Origin of the sequence: Chitinophaga fulva (genome assembly GCF_012927205.1) — a bacterium.
Taxonomy (GTDB): Bacteria; Bacteroidota; Bacteroidia; order Chitinophagales; family Chitinophagaceae; genus Chitinophaga; species Chitinophaga fulva.
The window spans coordinates 1-17,625 of record NZ_JABBGC010000002.1; the positions used below are offsets into that span (position 1 = coordinate 1).

A 17,625-nucleotide genomic window follows, 5' to 3' on the forward strand; every position below is an offset into this window, starting at 1 on the left:
GACTACCTGGCGGATAAACGACAGGTCATGGCTATACTCCCGCCCCAGCTTTTTGGGGGCTCCTTTGGTAATTATTTGCATGTTTACACTCATTATAGGGTGTAAACCTTTTTTAGGACGAGACCATCGATATTATTTTGTCGATTTAGATATTTTCCATTCCTGCGCATTTTTTCTGAGGCAAAAGATTTTGCAGTAGAACTACTAATGATTGATTCCCCCGGGACAATTTTTTTGTTCCCGGGGATTTTATTTTAGTCTCAACGCCCCCGCATGTTATTTGATATCCGAAAAGTAAGTCACTTCCCCTTCTGGTGTTACCCGTAGCACAATGAGCTTATTGTTGTCGTCTTTTACTTCCAGGAAATAATTGTCTTCGTCCTCAAACTCTTCCCCATAGATAATCATGTTGGTTTGATTAAACTCGTTGTCGTCAAAATATATGACGTTGGCGTTCGCGTAGTTTTTGTAGTGTTTTTCAATATCCCGTTGTGCAGCCGGCGGCAGGTCAGAGAATTTAGCGGGGGTAGTAGTACCTACCAGGTTGGACTGCTCGTCATAAAAGGCCGTCATGGGCTTGCCCTCTTTGCTGGTAAAGGAGGCCCTGTCAAAGTAGGTGGTCCGTTCCCAGACTACATCTGAAATATTGCCGAAGTCTTGTCCGAAGCGCATTTTGGACGCATAACTGACTTCCTTTCCTCTCAATGCGCGCAAGGATTTTCTTTCAGCATGTTTTTCCCTACGGATTTCTTTTTTATCGGCGCGGGCCATCAAAGGGTCCTGGGCATTTGCTGCACAGAGCGCGATGAACATGGGCAGCGCCATGAGAACAATTAACCTTTTCATATGCAGGGTTTTAGGATCAATGAAAGTTTTCATGACTAATAATATTCCCCCGAAGGGAACACATCACCATACAGCTAACAATACCATAATCATGATTGTTATTTTCAGCTGCAAAAGGAAACACAATTAACGGGCCGTTTAAATACTACGTGGCAGCTGATCAAAGAGATAATAAAGCGGAGCTTCCTCCAGCACCTTACGATGTGTTACAGGACTGTTTTTGCCACTCCATTTAATGAGGCGGATGAAGCCGTCAGCGATCTCTATGCCGGTGATATCTCCATCGCTGAAGCAGCAACAACCGGTATTAAAATAGGTGGGGTACGCCATGGTTTTCACCAGCTGTTTACCGGCATATTCTTCCTGCCGTTGGTGCAGTTCGGTTTGCAGTGCAGTGACGGCGGTCAGGTCATCATCAGCCGTGGCCCGCTGTAGCTGTTTAGTGAGCCGGTCAATATGGTCCAGTGAAGCAAAGACAGGTTTATGGGTGTGACCGGAGATAAACAGGGTATTGGCAGTCTGCAGGCTCCATTCGTACATCATAATGTTGTGTGCGTCTACGAGGTCAAACGATTCGGAGAGCGTATCGGGATGGATATCGAGAAAACGTTGTACCGGTGTCCATATGGCGGCCACGAACCATTTGCTGAAAGCGTTGCCGTCACTGCGTTTGTCGCCCTGGTGGCCGTGGGCCAGAAATACCCTATAGGCGTTGCCGTTGTATTGTGTTTGCAGTACGAGGCCTTCGTATATCCGCAGCTTTTTGCCGAACAAAGGCCGCAGGAACTGGCGGCGGGGCACTGCGTAGTGCCATTCCAGGTCGTGGTTGCCAAAGATGCGGTAGTAGCGTTTCTTTTGCAGAAAGCGGGCTTCTGCCCGCAGGGGTGGTTCGTTGTATTGCATCACAGCGGCCGGTGTGTTTTCCCATAGCTCTTCACAGTCGCCCAGGTTAATCAACGTATAGCCATGGTCGTAATAATATTCCAGCGCATGGGTGTAGGCATCGGCTGCCTCTTTGAAATCATCAGCCGCATCACGGCAACCTTTGTGTTGGTCAGAAAAGATAATGAAACGGCCCTGTTGCAGGTCAAACGGTACCAACAAGCCGCTATCCTTTTTCCCTTGCAGGATACGGTCGTGCAATTGCGACAGGGACTTGAACACCGCATCTTTGTCCGGGCGGGATGACAAGCGGTCAGACATCCGGATGATCAGCCGGGCCAGTGCTTTTTTTATTGGATTTGACAACGGGTTTAGATTAACTCAGGCAACATTTGCGCGTTCCGGAGTTCCCAGGGCTGAAGCCCTGGGCTACGTTGTTATTCAAGTTCATTATCGGTAAATATTTTAAGTTTTCGCTGGCATGTTTCGGGGGGCAAAGCCTTGGGCTACGTTGTTATTCAAGTTCATTATGGGTAAATATTTTAAGTTTTCGCTGGCATGTTTCGGGGGGCAAAGCCCTGGGCTACGTTGTTATTCAAGTTCATTATCGGTAAATATTTTAAGTTTTCGCTGGCATGTTCCGGGGGTAAAGCCCAGGGCTATGATGTTAGAGAAGCCGGCCCCTAAAAATCAGGTTGAAACTTAATCTCTCCAAAAAAAGGTGTCAGAACCTGTCCTTTAGATATCTACTGATAAAGAACCTGAATAACAACGTAGCCCAGGGCTTCAGCCCTGGGGACCGTTAGGAATCAGGGCTGCAGTGTCTTTTTCAATGTTTCAAAGAAAGCTTTCTGCTGTTCAAACATGGGGAAGTGACCAGAACCCTGTATCCAGTACAGGACAGCTGAAGGATGTACCTGTTTCAGTTCATACGTATAGAACGAAAGTGCATCCTGCGCGCCACCAATCACGTACATGGGGCCTTTATAGCGGGGCAGTGTTTTACTCAGATCGTAATGGGTACGGTTCAGGTCCTGGATCATGAGCATCTGCATGGTGGTGTTGGATGGCGCCACGTCAATTTTTTTCAGCATACTGTCGATCATCGTTTTGTTGTAGATGTACGACATGCGGATGATGCGGTTGTATTCCACGGAATCTGCTTTGATAGCCTGATGTGCGGCTATTTTCTTCTCCAGGGAATCATAACGGCCGATTTCGCGCAGGCCCATTCTTACCCGCAGGTTGTTGATATGCGTGGTAAAAAAGCCAGGGTCAAATTTGTAATAACCCGGACAGGCCAGCACTAGTTTTTTCACCCGCTGTGGGTAGGTGACAGCGAAGTTCATGGCGAGCATAGCACCCCAGGAGTGGCCGTAGATCGTCACTTTGGAGAGATGCAGGTGGTCCATCAGCAGGCGTACGTCTTCCACAGCTGCTTTCAGGTTGATGGTAGTGGAATCCATTGGTACCGGGATGGACAAACCGGTGCCTCTTTGTTCCAGCAGAACAGCCTGGTGCGTTTTTCCCAGTTCGGCGGCCACTTCCGCCTGTTGCAGGCAGGAATTGCCTGGTCCGCCGGATAATACAATGACAGGCTCACCTTTGCCGTAAAGATGATAGTACAGATGGCCCCAGGCGGTGCGAATAGAGTCGGTGGACTGGCTGTAGCTTAACAGGGTTGCAGACAATAGTAAAGTCAGCAGGATAGGAAATTTTCTCATAAGAACCATTTCGGGTTAAAATCTTCCCGAATTTATATTATTTTCCCGGGAGAACTTTTTCCACGTTACTGATCTTTTTTAATTATCCTGTTATGGCCATTCTCCACACATTGTACCAGGAGCTGATTTCTTTCCTGGGTATCGGAAACCTTCTGGAACTGTACCGTACCGGCAATTATTCCTCGTTGCTTACATTCAAGGGTATCCTTTCCGTTATTTCACCGGTGATACCTTTCCTGTTGCTGATAGAAGTCACCCGGGCACTGATTTACAAACGGTTTAAGATAGAAGACTACAAAATTCCTTTTTTGATTTTTGTGCTTAATCGATTTATCTCACGGTTTATTTCCATCGCCGCTATTGCTTTCTGTATCGGCGTATTTGAAAAAATAGCGCCCTTTCAGACCACGTTCACCTGGTACTGGTTTATCTACGGATATGTGGTGTGGGAGTTCGCTCATTTTATCTATCATTACCTGGGACATAAAGTACGTATTTTCTGGTGCCTGCATTCCACCCATCATGCGCCGCAGGCCATGAACCTGTCTGTCACCTATGCGCACTTTTTCCTGGAAGGGCCGTATGCGGACGTGATCCGTACTTCTATCTGCATACTGGCCGGCGTAAATCCGCCCATGCTGTTCCTGATCATGTTCATTGATGGCACCTGGGGGGCTTTTATCCATGTGGGGGAGAATATGCTGCAGGATGGCAGAATGGGTTTCCTGAACCGTATCATCCTGACGCCGTCGTACCACCGGGTACATCACGCTAAAAATCCCGAGTATATGGACACCAATTTCTGTAACCTGCTTAATATATGGGATAAGGTCTTCGGTACATTTCAACCCGAGAAGGGAGAAGTGAAGATACAATATGGTATTACCCGGGAGATGAATCCGGGCAACCTGTTGGATGTGTATTTCGGGGAGTTGTACTGCCTGTGGAAAGATGTCCGCAAGGCGCCGGGGATTGTCAACAAGTTGCTGTACATCGTGATGCCGCCGGGGTGGAGCCATACGGGCGATCATAAAACCGCTAAGGTGGTAAAAAAGGCTTACCAGGAAGAAATGGCGGCAGCGGCGCTTTGATATGACCAGCGCGAAATAGCCCGGAGCAATGCCCCGGGCTATTTTGTTCTAACAGGGGGATGGCCCGTTTTAGAAGAAGAATTGCTCTGAGATCACTTTACCATCCTTTACGACATAAACACAGATTTCTTCGAAGGTACTACGGTCCCTCCCTTTGAACTTAGTGTCCATTGTGAGCGTGAAAGCGATGGCATTACCGGCTATCAGCGGTTCGGACACTTTCACGCCATAGGAGGCCTCTATCATGTCCATAAACAGTTCTCCCTTGCGGATGATGTTTTGCCGGCCTTTGGTTTCTTTTTCAAAGACGCCCATGGCTTCCGGTTCAATGCTGATGGCATCTTCTGCATACAGTTCGTTTTGAGCACCGGCGTAGTCTTCCTTTCCGCAATAGGCTGCGAGGCGCTTGGCGATTTCCTGGATTGTCATAGTGCAATGGTTTATAAGTGTTTGTTTTTAAAGATAGTAAAAAATCGGGCCGCATTTAGCCCATGGTGGTCAGATATTGTTGGGCCCGTATTAGTTTTTGTCCTTCAAAAAAAGTACCTTCAGGGGGATAAAAATGCTTTTCTAAGACAAAAACGCCGGTAAACCGGTAGGATTTTTCTGCACCTTATCTGTTATAAAAGATACATGCTATCCGCTCCACAATCGGATACTAAACGCATGTCAGGCTATGAACCTATTTGCCTTTTATCAAAAAATTTTAAACTCGGACATTGAACACGACCAACACGATTATCAAAGGATCTGGCAGCTTTATTCCCGCAGTCGCAAAACTGAACCGGGATTTTATTCCTAACCATTTTTATGATGCCCAGCAGGCGCTGATTAACACGCCGGGCGAAGAGATTGTCGACAAGTTCCGGCAGATCACCGGTATCTGTGAGCGCCGTTATGTGGCGAATGATCAGCATACCTCTGAAATAGCTGCATGGTCGGCCCAAAAGGCGCTGGAAGATGCCGGCATCGACCCGGAAACGATTGATCAGTTGATCGTGGCGCACAATTTCGGAGATGTAGAACAAGGCTCCATACAGTCGGGCGCCGTGCCTTCACTGGCTGCCCGCGTAAAAAATATACTGGGTATCCGCAATCCCAACTGTGTGGCATATGATATCCTCTTCGGCTGCCCGGGTTGGCTGCAGGGCGTGATACAGGCAGACGCCTTTATCCGTGCCGGTGTAGCGAAACGTTGCCTGGTCATTGGAGCGGAAGTGCTGAGCCGCGTGCTCGACAGCCATGACCGCGACAGTATGATTTTCAGTGACGGCGCCGGCGCCATGGTTCTGGAAGCCGCAGAAGGAACGGCAGACGGTCCGGGCATCCTCGCTGCCGCCGCACAAACCTACGCCATCCAGGAATTGAACTACATCAACACCGGTGTCTCCAATTCCCCGGAAGAAGACACCGGCATCAAATACGTAAAAATGCAAGGGCGCCGTGTGTACGAGTTTGCCCTCAAACATGTACCGGAAGCCATTAAATCCTGTATCGACGCAACAGGCATACCCATCTCTCAGATTAAAAAGATATTCATTCACCAGGCCAACGAAAAACTGGATGAGGCCATCATCAAAGCGCTGTACAAATTGTACGATCTGACACCGGACCTGGCCAGCGTAATGCCGATGAACATCCATGAACTGGGCAACAGCTCTGTGGCCACGATCCCCACCTTGTTTGACATGGTGCGCAAAGGCGATCTGCCGGAGCATACCCTGCATCCGGGCGATGTGATCGTGTTTGCCTCTGTAGGCGCCGGTATGAACATTAATGCGGTTTGTTACCGGATGTAACGGCCTCATCTGATATGGTCAAAAAATGGAAAACTGTATCTGTTTTAGCCGGAGGAATTGTTGCAATTTTGCTATTCAACAATCCCTCACGATATGAATATCCGTTTCTTCCAGGTAGATGCTTTTACCAATAAAACCTTCTCCGGTAATCCGGCCGGTGTATGCCTGCTGGAAACCTCACTGCCCGATGAAACGATGTTGGCCATCGCCGCAGAAAACAATCTTCCTGAAACAGCTTTCCTGTTGAAACAGGCGGACGGCTACAGCCTTCGCTGGTTTACGCCCACACTGGAGATCGCCCTCTGTGGACACGCTACGCTGGCGAGCGCGCATGTGCTGTGGAGCAACGGGCTGGAGCCGCGTGATACGCCGTTGCGCTTTCATACCGTCCGCAGCGGCCTGCTGACCGCCGCCGGCAGGGAGCAGCTGATTGAACTTGATTTCCCCGCACGTACTTACGAGCAGGTGGTACTACCTACTGCTTTGCGTCAGTTGTTCCAGGACAACTACAGCAATGCGGTGTATAGCCATGACCGTTATATCGTGGAGCTGCCGTCAGCCGGTGCCGTGGCGGAGTTTGAGCCCGACTTCCAATTGTTGGCGTCTTATCCGGTGGTGATCACCGCTCCGGGAGACAGCGACAGTCCCTATGATTTTGTATCCCGCTACTTTGCTGTGCCACTGGGTGTCAACGAAGACCCGGTGACCGGCTCCGCACATTGTTGCCTCGCACGCTACTGGGCGGACAAACTGGGCAAGACCACTTTCCTCGCTTACCAGGCTTCCGCAAGGGGAGGAGAACTGGAGGTGGAGCTTCAGGGCGACCGCGTTTTACTCCGTGGGGAAGCGGTGACTGTTATCTCCGGTACATTTAATGTAAACCATCAATAAAAGGAATCCATGTCTGTTTACGAACAATTCAAACAATTACATCACCAGGAAACACTGCTGTTGCTGGGTAATGCCTGGAATGTGGCCAGTGCCCGCGTGATGCAGGAAAAAGGTATCAAAGCCATCGCTACGTCCAGCTCGGCTATCGCGGATACGCTGGGATATGCCGACGGACAAAATATTTCTTTCGGTGAACTGCTGCATATCATCCGCCGTATTGTGGAATGTGTGGAAGTACCCGTATCTGCTGATATTGAAGCCGGGTACGCCGATTCTATAGAGGGCCTGCTGGCTAATATAGACCTGCTGGTGGAAGCCGGCGTGGCGGGCATTAACCTGGAAGATTCTGCACCTTCCGGTACCAGGACATTGTTGCCCGCAGATGATTTTGTGAAAAAAATCGCCGCTATCAAAAGCCATCTCGCTGCAAAAGGACAAAACCTTTTTATCAATGCACGGACAGACACGTTCCTGTTAGACATTCCGGGAAAACTGGAAGAGACTTTTGTACGGGCACGGCTATACACAGAGGCTGGTGCCGATGGGCTCTTTGTTCCATTCATCAAAGAACCTGCGGATATTCAGGCTGTCGTATCGGCTACCAAACTGCCGGTGAATGTAATGTCCATGAAAGGCCTGCCGGGGATCGATGAGCTGAACACGCTCGGTGTAAAACGCATCAGCATGGGCGGTAGCGTGTACTGGGCGCAGAAACGAGCACTGGGACAACGTTTGGACCAGGTAATGGCAGATGGGAACTTTGAAACGATTTTTTGATTTTCGATTTTTTGATTTACGGATTTTGGGATCTTGACGGATGGATTTTCGATTTTATCAAAATTTATCAAACCCCGAAATCCCAAAATTCGTAAATCAAAAAATCCGTAAATCAATTAGCTAAATATCAAAATACCCCAATATCAAAATCCTGTTGACCGCTGTGTAACGCTTTCTCTTTGCCTTCCCACACAAATACCCCATCCAGTCCGGCCGGCAAGGTAATGCTGGCGGTAATGCCATGTGCTCCTTTTCGTAGGAGCGATACCGTTATATTGCCCAGCGGATGCGGCATGCTGCCTTTTATTTGTTGCAGCTCACCGGGTGCGGGCGCAATTTTTACGCGGGCAAATCCGGGTTGGGCGGGCACGATACCACAGATGGTGGCCAGAAAATCGTAATTGGGACTGGCGCTCCAGGCATGGCAGTCGGAGCGGGTAGGTTCCGGGTTTTCTGCGAAAGTGGTAAGCCCCATGGCCAGCATATCACGCCAGGGTTGCAGCTGGCCGTAATATTGATTGGCCATACCTGCCTTCTTCAACGCCTGGTTGAGGTAAAAGCGATAATAAAATGTAGCCTGACTAAGCGTGGTATCGGTCATCAGTCTGCGGAGAACGGACTGCTCCTGATTCGCGGGGATAGCACCGGCCAGCACGGCCATGATACCGGCATGCTGACTGAAAGTCTTTTTCTCAGGAGTATTGGCCATTGCCTGACGCCCCGCGTCAAAACACTGGCGGTACACGCTTTGGGTAAGCCGCTATGCTACCTCCTTGTAATGCTGCGCCAATGCGGGTTTTCCGAAACCGGCGAACAAAGCGGCTGCCTGATGCAATGTACACGCATATTGTAAGGTGATCACCGCAGAATGGCCATCTGTAGCACCATCGGGCACACCACCGGGGAATGCGGTGTTCCAGTCGGTAAAGCCCCACCAATGCATCGGTCCCAGCATCATACGGCTGCTGTCGATATGCCGCTCGTACCAGTCCAGCACGCCCTGTGCGGCCATGAGGTACTGTTGCAGGAAAACATCATCTTTCCGGTGCATCCAGTAATCATGCAGCATAGACACCCAAAAAAGCGAAAAAGGAGGGATCACCTGCATGCGGTTGCTCGGATAACGGCCCTGTGTAAGGCCTTCCGGCACACGGGAGCAGTAAAAGTCATGGATGGCTTTGCGCATCAACCGGTCATCGCCAGCCACATAGAGGGAAATGAGCGACTGGATACGGGTATCGCCTTCGTATTGCAGCTGTTCGTAATAGGGGCAGTCGAAATACGTTTCGCCGGCGCAGAGCCGCGCGGTGCGCCACCCGGTTTTCCATATGTCCGTGAGCGTGGTATCGTTACAACTGAAACTGGCTTTTTCTTCAAAAGGGTAACCAGTACGCATGCCATGGAGATCATCTATACGGAGCGGCTCGTTGCCGGTGGTGATATCCAGCTGGAGGTAGCGGTAGGTGCGGAACCATAAGGGCCGGAAAGTACGGCGGTTGCCGCCGTCCGGCTCAAAAATGTCATAGTTGCCAATGATCTCCATCCCTTCCACCTGGTTGCGGTTGGCTTTCTGGTGGTTGCGGAACAGTGCTTCTGCATAAGTCATTTTGATAGTGGAAGCCTTGCCGCCGGAAACGGTCAGCTGCGGATAGGCGGAGGTGTTATAAGCCTGGTCCACCAGTATGCTCACCGTTTGATGTGCAGGTATTTCCAGGGCACCTGGCTTATTGGGCCAACCGGCCACCGGTGTGATGCCGCTGGAACGCCGCACAGTGCCCATACGCTCCGGTACTTCTTCCATCAGCGGAATGCTGCGGGGGACCAGCGTCCAGAGGTTATCCGTACCATAACCGGCGGAAGCTGGGTGGGTGACGCCGCTGGCGGCGCTCCAGCCGCTGTCGTCAAAGCCGGGCTGCTCCCAGCCCCAGGGAAAGACCGTTCCCTTTACATGGTCGCCCGGGCCTATGACCATGTAACTGCGCATCCTGGCGCCGTTGTCGAGTGAGCAGGGGGTATAGGCGGTATCGTGGTATACTTTCCAGCTCTTGTCGGTATTGACGATCTTCTCTGTTTCGGTATCTCCCTGCAGCAGCCATCCGGTTTGATTGGATACCTGCGCCACCGGAGCATGTTCTCCCATATTCCAGACCAAAGCCGCCAGGGTGTTATTACCTGCCTGCAGGTAGGAGGCAATGTCAACAGTTTCGTAGTTCCAGTTATAGAGATCACCGCGTGCAGGGCCGCTGCATATGGCCTGGCCATTCACAAAAAAGCGGTATCGGTTATCAGCGCTCAGGTGCACGATGAATTTCGATGGTTTGGCGGCCAGTGCAACGGTCTTCCGGAAATGATAGATGCCATAAGCCCGCTGGGCTATACCGGGACAGCTGATCCAGGTGGCTGTCCAGTGGTTTTGCAGCAGCGCCGGATTGGGCGGCAGCTGGCTATGCCCTATAAATGGAAAGGCGCAGCAAAGTAAGATCAGCAAAGGATATACGTGGAATTTCATGTTGATGCTTTTATTGGTAAGCAGTGCTGGTAAGATAGTGTCTAATGTTTATACGCGAAAGAAAATATGACCGGCGGACAGGACAGTACAGGACGCGCAGCAAGCCGGTTGTAAATAAATTCTGTACATTTGCGCCGCTTTGACCAATTTTAAGAAAATGCGTATTTATACGAATAACCGTACACTCCTGATATTTCTGCTGATGGGCCTGTGTGGCAGGGCAGCTGCGCAACAGCGTCCCGACACGGCCATGACCACCCATAGCCTTGATGAGGTGATTGTACAGGAAAACAGGCTGGCAGCGCCTTTAAAGGCGGCCAACCGCAATATTACCATTATCAGCCGCAAACAGATAGACGCTTTGGCTGTCACCTCCATCAACGAAGTATTGGCTTTTGTGCCCGGTCTGGACGTGCGCCAGCGCGGCCCGGGAGGCGTTCAGGCGGATATCGGCATCGATGGCGGTACTTTCGACCAGACACTCGTGCTGCTGAACGGCATTAAAATCACTGATCCGCAGACAGGCCATAATATGATGAACCTACCCGTTTCCCTCGAGGACGTGGACCATATTGAGGTGCTCCGTGGCGCTGCCGCCAGGGTTTATGGTATCAATGCGCTCAATGGCGCCATCAATATCATCACCCGGCAGCCGAAGGAAACAGGGGCCGTTGTTCGCGCCAACGTGGGCAGCAGCTTCAAAAAAGATGAAAAAAACAAGTTGTACAGTGGTTATGGCATCGGTGCTACCGGTACCCTCATGACCGGCAACACCGGGCAGTCGCTGTCGCTCAATGCCAATAGCGGCAACGGTTACCGCTACAATACCGCTTACGATAACTACCGGGCCTTTTACCAGGGCGTTTTCCAGCCGGCTGCCAACCACGATATCCGGGCACTGGCAGGGTTTGTGAAAAACAGCTACGGCGCCAACGGTTTCTACGCCGCCCCCGGTGACAAAGAATCGGAAGAATCTGTGAAAACATTCCTGGCAGCCGTCAGCGATAAAATACAGATCAACAAAAGCTGGGAGATGACACCCCGGGTAAGTTACCGTTACACGGAAGACAATTATCTCTACGTAAAACAAAATAAAGCGGGCGCCAACCTGCACGACAATAACATCGTGGACGTAGAGCTTAACAACCGTTTTGAAACCGCCATCGGTTCATTCGGTGCAGGGGCAGAAGCGCGTTATGAGGCCATTAACAGTAACAACCTGGGTAATCACGAACGTACCAACATCGGTATCTACGGCGAGTATAAAAGCAAAGCCGACAGGCGGTTCAGCTTCTCAGTAGGTGGTTACCTGAATTATAACTCCGCCTACGGATGGCAGTTCTTCCCTGGAGCAGATGCGGGTTTTAATATCACCTCCGATCTGAAACTGTATGCTAATATTGGTACGGCGCAACGCCTGCCTACTTATACGGATCTGTATTACAAGAGCCCGGCCATTCGGGGAAATGCCAACCTGGGCGTGGAGAAAGCTACTTATATGGAAGCAGGCCTCCGGAAATACAGCGGTAAATTCTCCTATTCCGGCAGTGTGTTCTACCGTCAGATATCTGATTTTATTGACTACGTGAAAGACAGTCTGCCACAGCCATGGCAGCCACAGAACTTCCAGCGCGCAGACACCAAAGGGTTCTCGCTGCAAACCGGTTATGCTACCACTTTCGCTTCCGGCGTGTTCAATAGTTTTGCCGCCAACGCCGGTTATAACTACCTGTCGCCTTCTTTTAAGGGAGATGACAACAGCAAAAAAATATCCCGCTACGTCATTGAGAGCTTGCGGCATCAGTTCACCGCCGGTGTAAGGGCATCCCTGCTGCAACACTGGATGGTGTCTGCAACTGCCCGTTACAATATGCGTATCAGCTATATGGATTATACAGTGGTAGATGCCCGTATCGCTTACCAGCAACGCCGTTTCCAGGTGTATGCGGATGTGAACAACCTGCTGGACGTGACCTATGTGGAAGCCGGCGCCGTGCCAATGCCCGGCAGATGGGTGACACTGGGTGGTATCGTGAAATTCTAACAGCAACAACACTACGTGTTTAACAATACAGAGGTGAACTTTTTCTCTGTCCGGAATGTAATTTAAGTCGCACTTAAAGCCTTCCAGACATGAAAAAGTTCACCTTCTTTTTAAGTATCGGGGCCTTAGCTTCCCTATTATGGATTTCCTGCGCCAATCCAAATCCCGGTGGCGGCGACTGGAAAGCCAAAGCTGATTCCCTGCAGGCTAAGCTGGACCAGTATGAAAAAGACCAGCAGCAAATGAATACCTACCTGACCCGTTTCGATTCGTTGGACTTCAACTTTTACAGTCATCAGTTGTGGGATAGTTTACAGATCAGCCACGCTAATAATATTGTGGTGACCTACCCTGATGGGCATCAGACAACGGGCATCCCTACCCATATTGATGAACTGAAGCCCATGTTTGTATTTGCGCCTGATACAAAGATCACCGCCCATCCCATTAAATTCGGTGTTGGAAAATACACCTGCGTCGTAGGGGAAATGGAAGGTACTTTCTCCCGGCCGATGCCTATGGGCGGTGGCAAGACCATGCCGCCCACCGGCAAAAAATTCAAGCTCCAGATGTGTACCGTAGGAGAGTGGAAAGATGGCAAGATGGTGGCGGAAACGCTTTTCTGGGACAATGCAGCGCTGATGAAACAGATTTCGCAATAACAGTGTTATGGATGCACAATAAGACGCGCACCCGGAATATCTTTTTCATTTACGCCACCGTGCAGCAGCACCGTATAAGCTTTGCCCGCTTCCAGTTGCAGGCCGGAAAGCGATGGTATGTTTAATGCCTGTCCATTTACACTGACGGTCAATGAAATCGTACTTGCGTCTACGTTAGTGAACGGCCCCAAGTCATAAGCAGCGCCAGACAGGTTACTCCCGCCGGCGCTGCCATAACCCACCTTTTCAAACCAGACTTTTTCATTGTTCTGCTGTTGCAGCTTCACCTGTACTTCACCGGTACCGGCAGCGAAGTGCAGGAAGCGTAGTTTAGCCTTGCCGGCAGGGGCGCTGCTCAGGTCATCATAAAATAATACCAGCGTGTCTTTGCTGCGGTCATTCTTTTTAGCTGCGGCCACTACCGTGTGGTAGTAGCCTGCAATGGGGCCGTTAGGTCCGCCTGTTTCCGTATAGGCGGCACTGTTGCCAAACTGGCGCGAAGCCTTGTAGCTGGCGCCGCTTCCTTCTGTAAAGTTGATCTGCACGTTGCCAAAAGTAGTGGGCAGGTACGGTGAGACCTGGTTTACCCCGACGGCCGCGGTCGTGATCTGTTGGGTGAATGTCCAGAACTGGATGCCGGTGGCCACGGGCCGTGCATTTACGAAGCTGATGTAAGCATTGAGCGGCGGACGTTCTGCGGCGTTCACATCGAGGTAATCGCTTTTGGTGCAGGCGCTCAGGGCTAATATGATAAGCGGAAAATATTTTTTCATATGCGGTTGTTTTAGGACGATGATCAGAATTTGCCAAAGAGCCTTACAAATGGCTGGATACCTGCGCTACCGTTTTGTATGCCTACTACGGTCGGGTTGCGCAGGCCCGAAATGGCTGCGTCGGTATAGTCTCCCAACACATTGAACACATTGTTAACCCCTGCTGTCACCTGGATGGACCGGGTGATATGGTATCCTGCGGACAGGTCGGTAATCCAGATTGGTTTGAGCTCCTGGAAATAATAATCCGGTTTCGGGAAGGTGGCATTTTGTGCCGTGGCAGTGGTTACGGACCCGAAGTATACGGTGCGCAGCAGCAGTGACCAGCGGGACGTGGTCCAGGTGCCTTGCAGCGTTATTTTCTGACCGGGAATATTGGTTGTTACCCTTGCTCTTTCGGCTTCGCTGAAGATCACATATTGGTATTCCTCCAGTCCTTTGGGGGTATTGATATGCGTTACTTCATTGTGCACAAAGTTGCCGCCGGCGAGCAGCTGCAACTGGCCGTGGTCCAGCGGGATGCGGTAGCTGGCGGTTACCTCTACGCCTTTGGTGCGGGTACTGAAGGCATTGTAGAAGAACTTGGCCTGTGTAGTACCGGTTTGCAACAGCAGTGCGCGTACGTCTGCCGGCAAATGGGTATCGCTGGCGGAGAAGTTACCGGTATTGCCTACACGATTTCTGATGTCCACATAATAAGCGTCCGCAGTGATTTCTGCGTTGGGCGCCGGCTGGGAAGTAATACCGGCGGCATACCCGGTAGAACGTTCAGGCGTGAGCGAGGGGATGCCAAGTGCCCGGGTAGCGGCGCTTTTATTGGAAGCCGTCACCAGGTCTATCGCGCGGCCCTGCTGAAAGGTAGTGGAGGTTTCGGTGTAATAAAACTGCGCAAGGTCCGGCGCACGGAAGCCGGTATTGGCGGAGGCGCGAAGGCTTAGCCATGGCGCAAAGCTATAGCGGGAGGCTATTTTCCCGGTGGTGACATTACCAAAATCGGAGAAGTTCTCTGCACGTACGGCAGCGGATATCAGCCACTGCGGGGTGATTTTTGCTTCCACATCGGCATAGGCAGCTACAATAGCGCGACTGACATTCACTTCATTGACAGGCCGGAAGCCGGCATGTATCTGTGATCCGGGGGAAAGGCCGTTGAGCGCCAGCCAGCCAGCATCGGAGAGATAAGGTACGCCGGCGGCGCTGGTGTCTACCCGGTAAACGGGGCGCAGGTCCCCTTTGATATAGGAAGCTTCTTCACCGGCTATGATCTGGTAGGTTTCGGTGCGGTATTGTGCACCAAAAGCGATGTTAAGTCCGTGTAACGCCTGTTTGAAATAACGGCTGATATCCAGACTGGCCGTGTTCTGTGTGCCGTTGTATTTGCCGGCATCGAAAGTGGTGGGGCTTTTGGCACCCAGACTTGCATTCAATGAGTTACTGATCACATTACTGAAATCGTTTCTGCCGTATACGTTGGACAGGTCAATTTTCCATTGGTTGATGGTAGTTTTTACACCGATGGCGATGGACTTGTCCGTGATGCCATTGTCCATGGCGGGAAGAAAGCCGTCGGGGTACAAGGTGGTATTGTTGCGCTCTGTCCAGCCAGGGAGGCGGTATACCGCGGTGAACTGGGAGTTGCGGCGACTGATACCACCAAAAGCGTATAGCTCTGTCTGCTCTCTAACGGGGATGGCTGTATTAAAAAACAGCAGTGCTTCTTTGGCTTTGTTGGAACCGGGGCCACGCTGATCGAAGTGGTGGCGGTCTATTCCCCGGCTTTTCAGGATGGCATCGTCTATTTCTTTGGTGTAGATGGCATCATAGCCCCTGGTATTGGCGCCACCGCCAAAGACAGGACCGATATACAGGCCTGCATCGTCGCGGCCGGGCGGCAGGGCGATGGCCTGTGTGGCAAATTCGGCGGTAACATTAAAGAAGCCGCCTTGTTGCCCTACCCGCGTGCCGTAGTTGATACCGGTGCGGGTGGTAACGCCATCGCCTCTACGCCGTGTGCTGGCCGAGGTATTCACAAGGATATGGTCGGTTTGTTTTTTCAACACGACGTTGATCACGCCGGCGATGGCATCAGAGCCATACTGGGCGGCGGCGCCGTCACGCAGTATTTCGATACGGTCAATGGCGCTGACGGGGATGGCGTTAAGGTCATAACCGGTGGCGCCGTTGCCAAGGCCGCCCCAGTTGACATTGGCGCTTTTGTGACGGCGTTTGCCGTTGACCAGCACCAGCAGCTGATCTACGCCCAGTCCCCGCAGCTGCGCCAGATTGAGGGCTGAACCGGCATCGCCGGCATTGCTGCCGTTAACGGAGTGAAAAGAAGGAGAGATGTACTGCAGGAGCTGGGTGATACTGGTCTGGGGGGCCGTTTCCTGCAATGATTTAATATCAATGATATCTACCGGTACGGGAGAGTTCAGCTTGGTACGGTCGGCGCTGCGTGAGCCGACGATCTGTATTTCTCCCAATTGCCGGGTGGTGTCGGTCAGGTGTTTTTCCTGTGCCGACAAGCTGTGAAACAGCAAAGGGGCGGTGACAGTGAGTATAATTTTTTTCATGCGTTGGTTGATGATAGTTAAGGTCGATGTGTAAAGCGGTCGTCTGTCAATGCCACCAGGAAGGCTTCCAGGTCTTGTATCTCCTGTTCGCTCAGGTTCAGTGGTTTGTTCAGTGACAGGTCTCTGCCGATGCCATCCGGCACAACGGCATTGGGGTTGTTATAATAGGTAATCACTTCACGAAGCGTGCGGAACATACCGTTATGCATATACGGAGCGGTGACAGCCACGTTGCGCAAGCCCGGCACTTTGAAAAAGCCCTTGTAATGTTCGTCTTTGGTAATATCATAGCGGCCGGCATCATTCAGGGTGCTACCGTTGTACAACCCGATGTTTTTGAAACGGTCAGCCGTAAAGTCTTCCCCCGAGTGGCAGTTGTTGCAATTAGCTTTGCCGATGAACAATATCCTGCCGCGTTTAGCCGGTTCCGTGAGGGCGTTGTCATCGCCGGCAATGAAACGGTCGTAGGGGCTATTGGCCGTTTCGAGCGTTTTCTCGTAGGCAGCGAGCGCCTGCGTGATATTGGCGGCGGTAGCCGGACTGCCGAACACTTGTTGGAACAGTTGCCGGTACTGCTGACTGGCATTGAGCCGTTGAACGGCTTCTTCAATGGGCAGCCCCATTTCATCCGGATTGATGATAGGCTGTAATGCCTGGGCTTCCAGGGTGGCGGCGCGGCCATCCCAGAAGTAGTTGGGCCGTCCGGAGAGATTGGTGATGCCGGGCGTATTTCTTTTAGTGGGGGTGCGGTGGATACCCAGACTTAAAGCGGCGGTATCTGCAAAGCCGTGCTGTGGCTGATGACAGGAGGCGCAGCTGATCGTTTTGTCTTTCGATAACAGGGTCTCAAAAAACAACTGTTCCCCCAGTTGAGCTTTAGTAGGGGGATCACCGGTAGGTGCGTCGTTGCGGAAACCGGCGAGGATAACGCAAAGGCATAGCACACCCATTAAAATGAATTTTATCATTTTTTTAGTTAGTTATTTAGATATTTTGTTTGGGTTGTTTAGTTGATGGGCCCTGAATATTTGATTATTTTGATATTTACCCTGGG

The 17,625-nt window shown here is 51.2% G+C and carries 15 protein-coding genes; 6 read left to right on the forward strand and 9 right to left on the reverse strand.

Going from position 1 to position 17,625, the window contains the following annotated elements; genetic code table 11:
• Positions 1–276: 276 nt before the first annotated feature.
• The 3 genes from HHL17_RS16905 to HHL17_RS16915 form a co-directional block, all read right to left on the reverse strand.
• Positions 277–846 carry a hypothetical protein gene (locus HHL17_RS16905; protein WP_169226020.1) on the reverse strand — a complete coding sequence of 190 codons (570 nt, stop codon included), beginning with the start codon at positions 844–846 and terminating at the stop codon, positions 277–279.
• A gap of 138 nt (positions 847–984) precedes the next feature.
• Positions 985–2,094, reverse strand: coding sequence for a metallophosphoesterase (locus tag HHL17_RS16910; RefSeq protein ID WP_240975887.1), 1,110 nt, complete (start codon positions 2,092–2,094; stop codon positions 985–987).
• A gap of 443 nt (positions 2,095–2,537) precedes the next feature.
• Positions 2,538–3,452: an alpha/beta fold hydrolase gene (locus tag HHL17_RS16915; RefSeq protein ID WP_169226021.1), complete on the reverse strand. Its 915-nt coding sequence runs from the start codon at positions 3,450–3,452 to the stop codon at positions 2,538–2,540.
• A 92-nt stretch (positions 3,453–3,544) separates the two neighbouring features.
• Here HHL17_RS16915 and HHL17_RS16920 point away from each other — a divergent pair, with 92 nt between their 5' ends.
• Positions 3,545–4,543, forward strand: coding sequence for a sterol desaturase family protein (locus tag HHL17_RS16920; protein WP_169226022.1), 999 nt, complete (start codon positions 3,545–3,547; stop codon positions 4,541–4,543).
• Positions 4,544–4,612: 69 nt separating this feature from the next.
• Here HHL17_RS16920 and HHL17_RS16925 read toward each other — a convergent pair whose 3' ends face one another.
• On the reverse strand, positions 4,613–4,972 hold the full coding sequence (locus HHL17_RS16925; RefSeq protein WP_169226023.1) for a SnoaL-like domain-containing protein: 360 nt from the start codon (positions 4,970–4,972) through the stop codon (positions 4,613–4,615).
• A gap of 290 nt (positions 4,973–5,262) precedes the next feature.
• On the opposite strand from HHL17_RS16925, the gene HHL17_RS16930 reads away from it, so the two are divergent.
• The 3 genes from HHL17_RS16930 (at position 5,263) to HHL17_RS16940 (ending at position 8,010) form a co-directional block, all read left to right on the forward strand.
• Entirely contained in the window at positions 5,263–6,342 is a 1,080-nt protein-coding gene (locus HHL17_RS16930; RefSeq protein WP_169226024.1) for a 3-oxoacyl-ACP synthase III family protein, read from the forward strand.
• A 93-nt stretch (positions 6,343–6,435) separates the two neighbouring features.
• The gene (locus HHL17_RS16935; RefSeq protein WP_169226025.1) at positions 6,436–7,233 is read left to right on the forward strand and encodes a PhzF family phenazine biosynthesis protein; all 798 of its coding nucleotides are present in this window, start codon (positions 6,436–6,438) and stop codon (positions 7,231–7,233) included.
• A 9-nt stretch (positions 7,234–7,242) separates the two neighbouring features.
• Positions 7,243–8,010, forward strand: coding sequence for an isocitrate lyase/PEP mutase family protein (locus HHL17_RS16940; RefSeq protein WP_169226026.1), 768 nt, complete (start codon positions 7,243–7,245; stop codon positions 8,008–8,010).
• 127 nt (positions 8,011–8,137) lie between these two features.
• Here the strand turns inward: HHL17_RS16940 and HHL17_RS33835 are convergent, their stop codons facing one another.
• Together HHL17_RS33835 and HHL17_RS16945 are read right to left on the reverse strand one after the other, a co-directional pair.
• A complete protein-coding gene (locus HHL17_RS33835; RefSeq protein WP_206156064.1) occupies positions 8,138–8,755 on the reverse strand; it encodes an alpha-L-rhamnosidase C-terminal domain-containing protein in 618 nt (205 codons plus the stop codon).
• Positions 8,756–8,770: 15 nt separating this feature from the next.
• Positions 8,771–10,519, reverse strand: coding sequence for an alpha-L-rhamnosidase-related protein (locus HHL17_RS16945; RefSeq protein WP_206156065.1), 1,749 nt, complete (start codon positions 10,517–10,519; stop codon positions 8,771–8,773).
• Positions 10,520–10,676: 157 nt separating this feature from the next.
• Between HHL17_RS16945 and HHL17_RS16950 the strand changes: the two genes are divergently transcribed.
• Together HHL17_RS16950 and HHL17_RS16955 are read left to right on the forward strand one after the other, a co-directional pair.
• Entirely contained in the window at positions 10,677–12,563 is a 1,887-nt protein-coding gene (locus HHL17_RS16950) for a TonB-dependent receptor plug domain-containing protein (protein ID WP_169226027.1), read from the forward strand.
• 89 nt (positions 12,564–12,652) lie between these two features.
• Positions 12,653–13,225 (forward strand): ester cyclase, encoded by a 573-nt coding sequence (locus HHL17_RS16955; protein ID WP_169226028.1) that lies wholly within the window; start codon positions 12,653–12,655, stop codon positions 13,223–13,225.
• A 5-nt stretch (positions 13,226–13,230) separates the two neighbouring features.
• Here HHL17_RS16955 and HHL17_RS16960 read toward each other — a convergent pair whose 3' ends face one another.
• Genes HHL17_RS16960 through HHL17_RS16970 form a run of 3 tightly spaced genes read right to left on the reverse strand, consistent with a single transcriptional unit; the run spans position 13,231 to position 17,539 of the window.
• Positions 13,231–13,998, reverse strand: a complete 768-nt coding sequence (locus HHL17_RS16960; RefSeq protein WP_169226029.1) for a DUF4397 domain-containing protein — start codon at positions 13,996–13,998, stop codon at positions 13,231–13,233.
• Positions 13,999–14,021: 23 nt separating this feature from the next.
• Positions 14,022–16,571 (reverse strand): TonB-dependent receptor plug domain-containing protein, encoded by a 2,550-nt coding sequence (locus tag HHL17_RS16965; protein WP_169226030.1) that lies wholly within the window; start codon positions 16,569–16,571, stop codon positions 14,022–14,024.
• A 17-nt stretch (positions 16,572–16,588) separates the two neighbouring features.
• Positions 16,589–17,539: a cytochrome-c peroxidase gene (locus HHL17_RS16970; RefSeq protein ID WP_169226031.1), complete on the reverse strand. Its 951-nt coding sequence runs from the start codon at positions 17,537–17,539 to the stop codon at positions 16,589–16,591.
• Between the last annotated feature and the right edge of the window lie 86 nt (positions 17,540–17,625).

Coding starts and splice junctions, on each gene's coding strand:
- HHL17_RS16905 (WP_169226020.1), bottom strand. CDS start 846: ATGAAAAGGTTAATTGTTCTCATGGCGCTGCCCATGTTCATCGCGCTC.
- HHL17_RS16915 (WP_169226021.1), bottom strand. CDS start 3,452: ATGAGAAAATTTCCTATCCTGCTGACTTTACTATTGTCTGCAACCCTG.
- HHL17_RS16920 (WP_169226022.1), top strand. CDS start 3,545: ATGGCCATTCTCCACACATTGTACCAGGAGCTGATTTCTTTCCTGGGT.
- HHL17_RS16925 (WP_169226023.1), bottom strand. CDS start 4,972: ATGACAATCCAGGAAATCGCCAAGCGCCTCGCAGCCTATTGCGGAAAG.
- HHL17_RS16935 (WP_169226025.1), top strand. CDS start 6,436: ATGAATATCCGTTTCTTCCAGGTAGATGCTTTTACCAATAAAACCTTC.
- HHL17_RS16940 (WP_169226026.1), top strand. CDS start 7,243: ATGTCTGTTTACGAACAATTCAAACAATTACATCACCAGGAAACACTG.
- HHL17_RS16945 (WP_206156065.1), bottom strand. CDS start 10,519: ATGAAATTCCACGTATATCCTTTGCTGATCTTACTTTGCTGCGCCTTT.
- HHL17_RS16950 (WP_169226027.1), top strand. CDS start 10,677: ATGCGTATTTATACGAATAACCGTACACTCCTGATATTTCTGCTGATG.
- HHL17_RS16955 (WP_169226028.1), top strand. CDS start 12,653: ATGAAAAAGTTCACCTTCTTTTTAAGTATCGGGGCCTTAGCTTCCCTA.
- HHL17_RS16960 (WP_169226029.1), bottom strand. CDS start 13,998: ATGAAAAAATATTTTCCGCTTATCATATTAGCCCTGAGCGCCTGCACC.
- HHL17_RS16965 (WP_169226030.1), bottom strand. CDS start 16,571: ATGAAAAAAATTATACTCACTGTCACCGCCCCTTTGCTGTTTCACAGC.
- HHL17_RS16970 (WP_169226031.1), bottom strand. CDS start 17,539: ATGATAAAATTCATTTTAATGGGTGTGCTATGCCTTTGCGTTATCCTC.